The following is an 11,455-nucleotide window of genomic DNA, read 5'->3' as shown; positions in this document are numbered from 1 at the left end:
GTGTGGAAGGAGGCGGGGATGCGAAGGAATGCGGGGGGTCGAGGGCCAGTTTAGGCAGCGCGGTCGTCCTCGCCTAGACGCGAAGCTTGAACTTATTGTTTGCGATAGTGAACAATGGATCCATGAAGACCCAAAATATCGAGTCGCTCTGGACCCACCTGCACTGGCTCACGGTGCTGGCGCAGCAGGGCAGCTTCACGGCGGCGGCGCTGCGGCTCAACGTGAGCAAGGCGGCCATGAGCCAGCGCATCGCCGAGCTCGAGCGCGCGGCCGGCGCCTCGCTGGTGCAGCGCACCACGCGCAGCGTGCGGCTCACCGAGGCCGGCCAGCGGCTGGTGGAAGACATGCGCGGGCCCTTCGAGCAGATCGCCCACAGCTTCGAGGGCGTGCGCGACCTGGCCGGCGTGCCGCGCGGGCTGGTGCGCGTCACGGCGCCGGTGGCGCTGGCGCGCCAGCAACTGGTGCCGCGGCTTGCGGCCTTCCTGCGCGCGCAGCCCGAGGTGCGCATCGAACTCGACATGTCGGACCGCCTGAGCTCGCTCGCGATGGAGGGCTTCGACCTCGCGATCCGCCACACGGCCGCGCCGCCCGACACCCACGTCGCCTGGACCCTGTGCGACACCCGCTCGGTGCTGGTCGCGAGCCGCGCCTACCTGCGCCGCCGCGGCACGCCGCGCGAACCGCAGGCGCTGGCCGAGCACGACTGCCTGCACTACCCGCGCGCGCAGGAAACGCCGACCTGGCATTTCGAGGCGCGTGCCGCGGCCTCGAAGGCGGCGGTGCAGCGCATCACGGTGCCGGTGTCGGGGCCGCTGGTGGCCAACAACAGCGAGGCGCTGCGCGACGCGGCCGTGAGCGGCCTGGGCATCGCGCTGGTGCCCGACTTCAGCGCCCAGTCGGCGCTGCAGTCGGGCAAGCTGCAGGAGGTGCTGCCGCAATGGCGCTCGGTCGGGGCCTTCGGCGAGAAGCTCTATGCGATCCGTCCCTATGCCACCCATGTGCCGCGCGCCGTGGCCGTGTTCGTGGCCTGGCTGCGCGAGACGCTGGCCGAGGGCTTCGACGCGTGAGCGAAGCACCGACAATGCAACGCCACGGCGCGAGCGCGCCGCACCCTCCCATCCTTTCATGACACGTTTTCTCCACACGGCCGACTGGCAGATCGGCCGCCAGTTCGCGAGCTTCGACCCCGAGCACGCGCCGATCCTGGCCGAGGCGCGCATCGCCGTGGTCGAACGCCTCGCCGCGCTCGCGCTCGAGCACCGGGTCGACGCTGTGCTGGTCGCGGGCGACGTGTTCGATGCCCAGACCGTGTCCGAGCGCACGCTGCGCCGGCTGTTCAATGCGCTCGCCGCCTATCCCGGCCCCTGGCTGCTGATCCCCGGCAACCACGACGCCGCGCTGGCCGAGAGCGTGTGGACGCGCGCGCAGCGCCTGGGCGCGGTGCCGTCCCACGTGCACCTGCTGCTCGCGCCCGAGCTGCGCCTGTTCGAGGCCCAGGGCTTCGCGGTGCTGCCCGCGCCGCTCGCGCAGCGTCACACCTACAACGACCTCACGGCCTGGTTCGACGAGGCCGACACGCCCGCGGGCCTGCTGCGCATCGGCCTCGCGCACGGCAGCGTGCAGGGCCTGCTGTCGGAGGACATCGATTCGGCCAACCCGATCGCGCCCGAGCGCGCGGCGAGCGCGCGGCTCGACTACCTCGCGCTCGGCGACTGGCACGGTTGCAAGCGCATCGACGCGCGCACCTGGTACGCGGGCACGCCCGAGCCCGACCGCTTCAAGGACAACGGCTCGGGCCAGGCGCTGCTGGTCGAGATCGACGCGCCCGGTGCCGAGCCGCGCGTCACGCAGCTGCAGGTCGGCCGCTTCCGCTGGCAGGCCATCGCCGGCGTGCTGCAGGTCGCGACCGACGCCGATGCGCTCGAAGCGCAGCTCGAGGGGCTCGATGCGCACGACGTGGTCGACCTGCGCGTGCAGGGCCGCATCGACCTCGCGGGGCTGCAGCGGCTGCAGGCCGCGATCGGCCGCGCGGAGGCGCGTGCACGCCACCTGCAGGCCGACCTGTCGGCGCTGCGGCTCGAGCCCACCGACGAGGACATCGCCGGCCTGCGCGCCGACGGCTACCTCGGCGAGGTGATGCAGGAGCTGCGCGAGGCCCAGGCCGGCGCGGACCCGGCGCAGGCGCGCATCGCGCAGGACGCGCTGGCGCTGCTCGCGGCCGAACTCGCACGCGGCGCGGCGGAGGGGGCCCGGCCATGAAGCTGCAGATCACCCGCTTGCGCGTCGAGCAGCTGCGGCGCTTTCGCGCGCCGTTCGAACTCGACGGCTTCGAGCCCGGCCTCAATATCGTCGCGGCCGCCAACGAGGCCGGCAAGAGCACGCTGGTGCGCGCCATCCGCGCGGCCTTCTTCGAGCGCCACCGTTCCACCCAGGTCGAGGACCTGCGCCCCTGGGGCGAGGGCACGGGCGCCGCGCCGCAGGTCGAGCTCGACTTCCTGCTCGACGGCCAGCCGCACCGGCTCATGAAGAGCTTCCTCGCGAAGAAGCGCTGCGTGCTCGATGCCGGCGCGCGCAGCCTCGAGGGCACCGAGGCCGAGGACCACCTGGCGCAGCTGTTCGGTTTCTCGTTCGCGGCCAAGGGCGCGAGCCGGCCCGAGAACTGGGGCATTCCGGGTCTGCTGTGGGTGGAGCAGGGACGCGGCCAGGAGCTCGACGTGAGCCATGCGCGCGACCACCTGCACGATGCGCTGCGCGACCCGGCCGGCGATGCCGCGGCGCCGCTGGCCGCGAGCGGCGGCGATGCGCTGCTCGACAGTCTGCGCGCGCAGCGCGACGAGCTGCTGACCTCGACCGGCAAGCCGCGCGCCGCCTATGCCGAGGTCATCGAGCAGGCCGCCGCGCTGCAGGCGCAGCGGGCCGCGCTCGATGCGCAGATCACCACCTACCGCGAGCAGGTCGACCAGCTCGCGCTGATGCGCCAGCAGCACCAGGCCGACGAGACGGCCCGGCCCTGGGACGCGCTGCGCGCGGAACTGCAGGCCGCGCAGACGCGCAACGAGTCACTGCAGGCCGGCCAGGCGCAATTGCTTGGCGACCGCGCGCGGCTGCGGCAGCTGCAGGAAACGCGCGACCTGCTCGCCAAGGCGCTCGAAGGCCTGGCGCAACAGCAGGCGACCGCGCAGGCGCGCGAGCGGGCCGCCGAGGAGGCGGAGCGCCAACTGCGCGAGAGCGATGAGGCCGTGGCCCAGGCGCGCACGCAGGCCGACGCGGCGCAACGGCGCGTCGATGCCGCGCGCGAGGCCTGGCGCGCGGCGAGCCAGGAAGCGCAGCGGCGCGGCCTGCAGCAGCAACTGCAGCAGGCGCAGGCCGAAGTCGCGCGCCATGCCGAGAACCTCGCGCGCGCCGAGGAAGCGCAGGAGCGGCTCGCGGCCCTGCGCGCCACGGCCGCGTCCACACCGGCAATCCAGCCGGCCGAACTCGATCGGCTGCTCAAGCTCGAGCGCGCCGAGCGCGATGCCGACCTGCGCCGCCAGGCTGTCGCCACGCGATTGCAGTTCGTGCTGCCCGAAGGCCAGGCGCTGCGCCTGCAGGCGCGCGGCGAAAGCCACGAGCTGCGCGCCGAGGGCGAACGGCTCGTCGACGCGCCCGCCACGCTGCACCTGCCCGGTGGCGGCCAATTGATCATCACGCCCGGCGGCAACGATCTCGCGGTCCTGGCGCGACAGCATGCCGATGCGCGCGAGGCGCTGCAGGCTGCGCTGCGCTCGCTCGGCGTCGACGAGGTCGCGCAGGCCCAGGCGCGGCAGCGCGCCGCGGCCGACCTCGAGGCCCAGACCCGGCTCGCGCAGCAGGCGCTGGCGATCGTCGCGCCGCGCGGCATCGACACGCTGCGCGGCGAGCATGCCCAGGCGCAGGCCCGCCATGCGGGCGCGCAGGTCGCGCTCGAGCGGCTGCCCGCACCGCCCGAGGGCGAGTTGCCCTCGATGGAAGAGGCCGAGGCCGCGCAGGAAGCCGCCGTGGCGGCCGAGCAGGCGCTGCGCAAGACCCTGGGCGAGGCGCAGCGCCGCCAGTCGGCCGCGCAGGGCGCGAGCGAGGCGGCACGGCGCGAACTGGCCGCGGCGCAGGCCACGCTGGCCGACCCGGGCCGTCAGCAGCGTCAGGCGCAGGCGAACCAGCAACTGCTGGCCGCGAGCGCCGAGGCCGATGCCCTGGCCGCGCGCATCGATCTCACCGAGACCGAATTGCAGGCCGCGCGACCCGACATCGTGCTGCAGGACATCGAGCGGCTGCGGCGCAGCATCGAGCAACTGATGCGCGGCCACCAGCAACGGCGCGAACAGCTGCTGGTGCTCGAGAGCGGCTTGCAGCAGGCCGGCGCCCAGGGCCTCGAGGAACAGCGCGAGGCGCTGGCCGGCCAGCTCGCGCAGGCGCAGCGCCGGCAGGCCGACCTGCAGCGCCGTGCCGAGGCACTGTCGCTGCTGTGCCGCAAGTTGGAGCAGAAGCGGCAGGCCACGCTGACCCGGCTGCAGGCACCGCTGCAGGCGCGCATGCAGCACTACCTGCCGTTGCTGATGCCCGGCGCCACGGTGGAGATGGATGCGGGACTCGCGCCCGCCATGCTCACGCGCGCGCGCCTGGGCGGCGCGGTGGAGAGCGGGCAGTTGCAGGAGTTGAGCTTCGGCGCGCGCGAGCAACTGCGGCTCATCAGCCGCTTCGCCTATGCCGACCTGTTGCAGGAGGCGGGCCGTCCGACCCTGCTGATCCTCGACGACGCGCTGGTGCACAGCGATGCGCCGCGGCTGGCGCAGATGAAGCGCGTGCTGTTCGATGCGGCGCAGCGGCACCAGGTGCTGCTGTTCACCTGTCACCCCGAAGACTGGCGCGACATGGGCGTGGCGCTGCGGCCACTCGCCTGAAGAGCTTCGTGAGCGGGCCTTACTTGGCCAGCCCGACCGGCATGCTCGCCAGCGAAATCTCTTCGGGTTGCGTCTGCACCGAAACCGGTGCCTGCGCCACGGCCGCCCGCTCGCGCTGCACCGCGAGGTAGAGGCAGGCCATCGTGACGACGACGACCAGCAGCGACACGAGCACGGTCCATGTGGCGAGCGATGCCTCCTTGTGGCCGCCGCCATCCGCCATCCAGTTCTTTTGCGCCACAGCCATTTTGGGAACCTCCAGGAATATGGCCGCAATGATCGCGAGGGGCGCCGGGGGAGGCACGTCGGACGGCGCCGATGGCGCATGTAACTGAATGCCTCCTGCGCCTGGCGGCGGCCTGCTCAGTCGGCCGCGACCAGCTTGAGCCCGATCACGCCCGCGAGGATCAGCGCGATGCACAGCAGCCGCAGCGGCGCCGCCGAATCGCCGAGCGCGAGCACGCCGACGATCGCGGTGCCCGCCGCGCCGATGCCGGTCCAGACCGCGTAGCCGGTGCCCATGGGCAGGGTGCGCATCGAGAACGACAGCAGCACCACGCTCGACAGCCCCGTGGCGACCGTGAACAGGGCCGGCACCAGCCGCGTGAAGCCCTCGGAGGACTTCATCGCGAAGGCGAAGGCGATCTCCAGCAGCCCGGCGATGCCGAGCAGGGTCCAGGCCACGCTCAGGCCTTGGCGGCGGCCGCGGCTGCCGCCGGCGTGGCGCGGAAGGTCACGCCGAGGCGGTTGAAGGCATTCATCAGGCCGATGGCATAGGTCAGGTCGACCAGTTCCTTCTCGCTGAATTCGGCGCTGGCGGCCTGGTAGTCGGCATCGGGCACGCCGGTGTCGGCTACGCGGGTCACCGATTCCGACCAGGCCAGCGCGGCGCGTTCGCGCGCGCTGAACACGGCGCCGGCCTCGTGCCACACAGGCACCAGCACCAGCTTGTCGACGGCGAGGCCGCCCTTGAGCAGGTCGCGCGAATGCATGTCGATGCAGTAGGCGCAGCCGTTGATCTGCGAGACGCGCAGGTAGACGAGGTCGACCAGTTCCTTGGGCAGGCCGCTCTTCTGGAGCGCGGCGTACACCCCGCCGAAGGCCTTGTAGCCTTCGGGCGAAACCTTGGCGTAGTCGATGCGATGGGTCATGACGGATCCTCTGGAAGCAATGTGCGTTGAATGAAGAACCGTATGGTGCCGCGGCTTGGTCTACTTCAGAAGAGCCATGATCGGCCTTGCGTTCTAGGCCATGATCCGGCCGCGGCGCTTCACATCAGCGGCAGGATCCGCCGTGCGAGCCGCTCGGCCGTGGCGGTGGAATCGACGTTCGTGAAGGCCACCATCAGCGCGGGCGCGATGTCCCGGTCGACGGCCCAGTCGCTCAGCGCCTCCGCGAACAGGCCCTCTTCGCGCATGCGCGCGACCAGCCGGCGGTCGGAGCGCCGGCCCTGCAGCCGCAGGATCAGGTGCATGCCGCCCGGCTGTTCGTCGATGCGCACCTTGGCGCCGAGCACGCGCTCGAGGCCGATGCGGGTCGCGTCGCGGCGCTCGGCATAGAGCCTGCGCATGCGCTGGATGTGGCGCGCGAAATGCCCTTCGGCGATGAAGTCGGCGACGATGGCCTGCGTGAGCTGCGGGCTGCCGCCCGCGAACATCGCCTGGGTCCGTTCGAAGCGCTCGACCTGCGCCTCGGGCACGACGAGGTAGGCCAGCCGCAGGCTCGGAAAGAGCACCTTGCTGAAGGTGCCGGCATAGATCACGCGGCCGTCGCGGTCCAGGCTCTTGAGCGCGGGCAGCGGACGGCTGGCATAGCGGTACTCGCCGTCATAGTCGTCCTCGACGATCCAAGATTGGTTGCGCCGGGCCCAGTCGAGCAGCGCGAGCCGGCGCGGCAGCGACAGCGAGACGCACAGCGGGCTCTGGTGCGCGGGCGTGACCACCGCGGCACGCGCCTTCGGGGCGAGTCGCAGGCCCTCGGCCACCACCAGGCCCTCGGCATCCACCGGCACGGCCACGCCCGCGAGCCGCATCGCGGCCAGCAGTTCACGCGTGGGCGGATAGCCGGGGTTCTCGAACCACACGCGGTCCGCGGGCTTGAGCAGCGCCTGCGCGATCAGCTCGAGCGTGTGGCGGTAGCCCGAGGTAAGAAAGACCTGCGAAGGCGCGCAGTCGATGCCGCGCGACACATGCAGGTAGGCGGCGATCCCGGCGCGCAGCGCGGGCAGGCCCGGCACGGCCGGGTGCGTCATGTCGATCGGCTGCATCGCGCGCGCGGCGCGCGCGCCGAGCCGTGCCCAGATCTTGCGCGGGAACACGTCGAGCGCGGGCAGGCCCATCTGGAACGGCAGGATCGAATCGGGCCGGAAGCTCGGCGTGTAGGGGCGGGCCGCGGGCGCCGGTTGCTCGCGCGCGACCGGCATGCGCGGCCGCAGGCTCGGCGACACCACCGTGCCCGCCTGCCCGCGCGCCTGGATGTAGCCCTCGGCCGCGAGCAGGCCGTAGGCGGCATCGATGGTGCCGCGCGCCAGGCCCAGCTCCTGCGTGAGCGCGCGCGCCGAGGGGATGCGGTCGCCGGGGTTCAGCGTGCCGCTCGCGATCGCGTTGCGAAAGCGTCCGTAGATCTGCCGGTAGTAGGGCTCCGGCGACTTCGGGTCCAGCGGCGAGAGATGGGTGAGGGTCCCTGCGGCCATGGCGTGCTCGAGGAGAGAAGAAGGTGCGCGGGATCGTAGCACCGGGCCATCGATCATGGTCCATTCGAGATGTCGATTCATGGCTCTTCATGGCAGGCCATGCGATTCCTAGAATCGCCGCCATCACATCATGGGGAGCGAACGATGAACATCCTGCACCTGGACTGCAGCCCGCGCGGGCAAGACTCGGAGAGCCGCCGGCTCTCGCACAAGATCGTCGAGCACCTTCGCGGGCAGGCGCCAGCGGCGCTGCTCGTGCGGCGCGCGATCGGCGACGGTGGCCTCGCGCACATCGATGCCAACTACGCGCTCGGGCAGCACTCGGCCACGGCCGAGGTCGCGCCGCGGGGCGCGGTCGCGACTTCCGATGCCCTGATCGAGGAACTCGAGAAGGCCGACGTCGTGGTCATCGGCACGCCGATGCACAACCTGAGCCTGCCCTCGGTGCTCAAGGCCTGGATCGACCACGTGGTGCGCGCGCGCCGCACCTTCCGCATGACGCCCGAAGGCAAGGTCGGCATGCTGCGCGACCGGCCCGTGTTCATCGCGATCGCCTCGGGCGGCCGCTTCTCGGGCGAGCGGGCGCGGCAGCCCGATTTCCTCACGCCCTATCTGCGCGCCATCCTCGGCAGCATCGGGCTCACCGAGCTGCACTTCTTCTCGGTGCAGGGCACGGGACTGGGCGAGGCGGCCGTGGCCGAGGCGAGGTCCGCGGCGGACCTCGCGCTCGCGGCGCACTTCGCGAGCTAGTCCGGGCTCAGGCGAACATCGCGCGCGAGATGCCCGCGCGCCGCAGCATGGCCTCGAACACCAGCCGGTTCACCGGACCGCGCCCCGCGACGCGCGTGGCCGGCACGGTCTCGAGGATCTCGGCGGGAATCGCACGGTTAGCCCCGCGCCCGGCATCGGACGCGAGCTGGATCTCGCAGGCGCGCTGCAAGGTCCACAGGCGGTTGAAGGCGGTCGGGATGTCGGGCCCCGCGGTCAGCAGCCCGTGGTTGCGCAGGATCAGGTGGTTGGCCTGGCCGAGTGAGCGCACCAGCCGCGGCTGCTCGTCGAGGTTCGTGGTCACGCCCTCGTAGTCGTGGTAGGCCACGTCGCCGTACATCATCGCGCTGTAGAAGTTGTCGTGCCGCAGGCCTTCCTCCTTCGACGCGACGGCGCAGCCCGCGGTTGTGTGCACATGCATGATGCAGTGCGCATCGGGCCGCGCGGCATGCACCGCGCTGTGGATCACGAAGCCCGCCTTGTTGACCGTGTAGGCGCTCTCGCTTCGAGAGTTGCCGCCGATGTCGGTGCAGATCAGGTTCCGTGGCGTGACCTCGGCGTAGTGCAGGCCGAAGGGGTTGATCAGGTAGCGCGCTTCCGATCCCTCGCCGGCCTCGTCCACGCGCAGCGTGATGTGGTTGAAGATCAGCTCGGTCCAGCCGAGGTGATCGAACAGCCGGTAGCAGCAGGCCAGGTCGAGCCGGGCGGTCCATTCGGCGGCCGGCATGCCGGCCGGCGCGGGGGGAGCGGGTGGGGCCGAGGCCGCATCCATCGTCATTCGTGTGTCTCCTGGGTTCTTCATTCGGATCGTGAGGGGTGTGCTGGTCAGTCGACGGTGGCGCCGGTCGACTTGATGACCGCACCCCAGCGGTCGACTTCCTTGTCGATCCAGCGCGAGAAATCCTCGGGCGAGCCGGCCACCACGTCGAATTCCAGCTCCCGGAGTTTCGCGCTGATCTCGGGCGAGCGTACGATCTTCACGATCTCTGCATTGAGCCGGTCGATCACCGGCCGCGGCGTGCCGCCGGGCGCGAGGAAGCCGACCCACGACGTGGCGACGAAATCGGGATAGCCCGATTCGACCATCGTCGGCACCTCGGGCACGTTCGCGAAGCGCTTCTCGCCCGTGGTCGCGATCACGCGCAGCCGGCCGTCCTTGACGAACTGCTGCACGTTGCCCGGCACCAGGAAGGCGCTCTGCACGTTGCCGGCCACCAGGTCGACCAGCGCCGGGCCGGCGCCCTTGTACGGCACGTGCGTGATGTTGACCTGCGCGGCGGACTTCAGCATCTCCATCGTCAGGTGCGAGGCACTGCCCACCGCCACCGAGGCATACGACAGCCCGCCCTTGCGCGCCTTGGCCAGTGCGACGAACTCGGCCGGCGTCTTCGCGGGCAGGTCGGCATTGACCACGAGGTACTGCGGCGAGGTCACGGCCAGCGTGATCGGCGCCAGGTCCTTGCGCGGATCGAAGGGCATCTTGCGGAACAGCGTGGCGTTGATCGCGATCGGCCCGTTGTAGCCCACCAGCAGCGTGTGGCCGTCGGGCGGTGACTTGGCGACGTAGTCGGCGCCGATGTTGCCGCCCGCGCCGGGCCGGTTCTCGACGATCACCGGCTGGCCCAGCGCCTCCTGCAGCTTCGGCTGCACCAGCCGCGCCACCGTGTCGTTGGTGCTGCCGGTGATCGGCACGATGATGCGCACCGGCTTGGTGGGCGCCCAGGGCGCGGCGGTGCTGGCGCCGGCCAGTGCGACAAGACCGAGCAGGCTCGTGAATCTCTTCAGGCGGTTCATGGCGTCTCCTTGGCGGGCTACTTCTGCGGCGCGGGAATGGAGGCGATCACGCCCGCCCATTTGTCCGACTCGGCGTGGATGAAGCTCTTGAACCCGGCCGGCCCGAGGTAGCGCGGTTCGGCCGCGAGCCCGACGATCTGCGACTGCACCTCGGGCTTGGCGACCACGGCCTGGATCGCGCCGGCGAGCTTCTCGATCGCCTCGGGCGGTGCCTTGACGGGCGCGAACAGGCCCATCCACGCGGTGGCCGAGTAGCCGGGCACGCCGCCCTCGGCGATGGTCGGAATCTCGGGCGCCACCGCGCTGCGCGTGGCGCTGGTCACGCCGAGCGCCACCAGCGCGCCGCTCTTGATGTGCGGATAGGCCGAGGTCAGGTCGACCACCGCCACCGGCAACTGGCCACCGAGCAGGTCGGTCACCGCGGGGCCGCTGCCGCGGTAGGGCACGGCGACCAGCTTGAGCTTCGCCATGCTGGCCAGCAGTTCGCCCGCGAGGTGTTGCGCGGTGTACTGGCCGGTGGTGCCGTAGCTGGTGCCCTCGGGCGTGGCGCGTGCCTTCTCGATGAAGCCGCGCAGGTCGCGCAGCCCGGTCTTCGCGCCGGCCACCAGCACCAGCGGGATGTCGGCCACCTTCGCGACCGGCGCGAGCTGCTCCTGCGGCTTGAGCGGCGCGGCATCGGGCAGGTTCGGATTGACCACGATCGCGCCGGTGGCGCCCATGCCGATGGTGTAGCCGTCGGGCGCGGACTTCGCCACGCCGATCAGGCCGGTGGCGCCGCCGCCGCCGGGTTTGTTGTCGACCACCACGGGCTGGCCCAGCGCGGTGGAGAGTTCGCGCCCGACGATGCGCGCGATGCCGTCGGCCGAGGCGCCGGGCGCGAAGGGAACGACCAGCGTCACCGGCCGGGAAGGGAAGGGTTGGGCGGTGGCAGCGAAGGCGCAAAGCGCGAGGGCGGCGCTCGCGAGCGCACGCGCGCTGAAGCGCGTCGAAAGAATCTTCATGGGGCTTGTCTCCGTGGGTTCTGGATGTCGTCGACGGACGGCCGGGCTTCGTTGGCCCGGTCCTGCCCGCCGCGTGTCGATGTCAGTCGGGCGCGAGGTCCTTGATGTCCTCGCAATGGATCAGCTCTTCGTCGCCCGCGGCGAAGTCGCCGCGCGGCGCGCTCAGGATGCGCAGCTGCACCCAGATGCCGTCGCCCATGTTCTCGACGATCTCGCCGATGGCGCCGCTGCGCAGTTCGAGCCTGCGGCCCGCCTCGAGGTGCATGATGTTCAGCATGGGCGGG

At 71.6% G+C, this 11,455-nt stretch carries 12 protein-coding genes; 4 read left to right on the top strand and 8 right to left on the bottom strand.

The annotated features are described in order from the left end of the window. The first annotated feature begins 122 nt into the window (after positions 1-122). Genes BM109_RS32960 through BM109_RS40960 form a run of 3 tightly spaced genes read left to right on the top strand, consistent with a single transcriptional unit; the run spans position 123 to position 4,916 of the window. On the top strand, positions 123-1,067 hold the full coding sequence (locus BM109_RS32960; protein ID WP_057592669.1) for a LysR family transcriptional regulator: 945 nt from the start codon (positions 123-125) through the stop codon (positions 1,065-1,067). A 58-nt stretch (positions 1,068-1,125) separates the two neighbouring features. Beyond that, a complete protein-coding gene (locus tag BM109_RS32955; RefSeq protein ID WP_093352550.1) occupies positions 1,126-2,259 on the top strand; it encodes a metallophosphoesterase family protein in 1,134 nt (377 codons plus the stop codon). Then, positions 2,256-4,916, top strand: coding sequence for an AAA family ATPase (locus tag BM109_RS40960; RefSeq protein ID WP_143129301.1), 2,661 nt, complete (start codon positions 2,256-2,258; stop codon positions 4,914-4,916). The genes BM109_RS32955 and BM109_RS40960 overlap by 4 nt, the downstream gene beginning before the upstream one ends. A 19-nt stretch (positions 4,917-4,935) precedes the next feature. Here BM109_RS40960 and BM109_RS32945 read toward each other — a convergent pair whose 3' ends face one another. From BM109_RS32945 to BM109_RS32930, 4 genes are all read right to left on the bottom strand, one after another. Beyond that, the gene (locus BM109_RS32945; protein WP_143129300.1) at positions 4,936-5,163 is read right to left on the bottom strand and encodes a hypothetical protein; all 228 of its coding nucleotides are present in this window, start codon (positions 5,161-5,163) and stop codon (positions 4,936-4,938) included. 116 nt (positions 5,164-5,279) lie between these two features. Then, positions 5,280-5,600: a DMT family transporter gene (locus BM109_RS32940; protein WP_093352546.1), complete on the bottom strand. Its 321-nt coding sequence runs from the start codon at positions 5,598-5,600 to the stop codon at positions 5,280-5,282. 2 nt (positions 5,601-5,602) lie between these two features. Further along, the gene (locus BM109_RS32935) at positions 5,603-6,067 is read right to left on the bottom strand and encodes a carboxymuconolactone decarboxylase family protein (protein ID WP_093352544.1); all 465 of its coding nucleotides are present in this window, start codon (positions 6,065-6,067) and stop codon (positions 5,603-5,605) included. Between the two features lie 119 nt (positions 6,068-6,186). Continuing rightward, positions 6,187-7,608: a MocR-like pyridoxine biosynthesis transcription factor PdxR gene (locus BM109_RS32930; protein WP_093352541.1), complete on the bottom strand. Its 1,422-nt coding sequence runs from the start codon at positions 7,606-7,608 to the stop codon at positions 6,187-6,189. A gap of 144 nt (positions 7,609-7,752) precedes the next feature. Between BM109_RS32930 and BM109_RS32925 the strand changes: the two genes are divergently transcribed. Further along, on the top strand, positions 7,753-8,358 hold the full coding sequence (locus tag BM109_RS32925; RefSeq protein WP_093352538.1) for an FMN-dependent NADH-azoreductase: 606 nt from the start codon (positions 7,753-7,755) through the stop codon (positions 8,356-8,358). 7 nt (positions 8,359-8,365) lie between these two features. On the opposite strand, the gene BM109_RS32920 is transcribed toward BM109_RS32925, so the two are convergent. The 4 genes from BM109_RS32920 to BM109_RS32905 all read right to left on the bottom strand — a co-directional run bounded on the left by BM109_RS32920 (position 8,366) and on the right by BM109_RS32905 (position 11,448). After that, positions 8,366-9,154 (bottom strand): class II aldolase/adducin family protein, encoded by a 789-nt coding sequence (locus BM109_RS32920; protein WP_218159434.1) that lies wholly within the window; start codon positions 9,152-9,154, stop codon positions 8,366-8,368. A 47-nt stretch (positions 9,155-9,201) separates the two neighbouring features. After that, the gene (locus BM109_RS32915; protein WP_093352536.1) at positions 9,202-10,170 is read right to left on the bottom strand and encodes a Bug family tripartite tricarboxylate transporter substrate binding protein; all 969 of its coding nucleotides are present in this window, start codon (positions 10,168-10,170) and stop codon (positions 9,202-9,204) included. Between the two features lie 17 nt (positions 10,171-10,187). After that, positions 10,188-11,171 carry a Bug family tripartite tricarboxylate transporter substrate binding protein gene (locus tag BM109_RS32910; RefSeq protein ID WP_093352533.1) on the bottom strand — a complete coding sequence of 328 codons (984 nt, stop codon included), beginning with the start codon at positions 11,169-11,171 and terminating at the stop codon, positions 10,188-10,190. 82 nt (positions 11,172-11,253) lie between these two features. Then, entirely contained in the window at positions 11,254-11,448 is a 195-nt protein-coding gene (locus BM109_RS32905) for a hypothetical protein (protein WP_093352531.1), read from the bottom strand. Between the last annotated feature and the right edge of the window lie 7 nt (positions 11,449-11,455).

This window comes from Variovorax sp. PDC80 (genome assembly GCF_900115375.1).
Classification (GTDB): Bacteria; Pseudomonadota; Gammaproteobacteria; order Burkholderiales; family Burkholderiaceae_C; genus Variovorax.
This window is presented reverse-complemented; position numbering and strand designations above follow the sequence as displayed.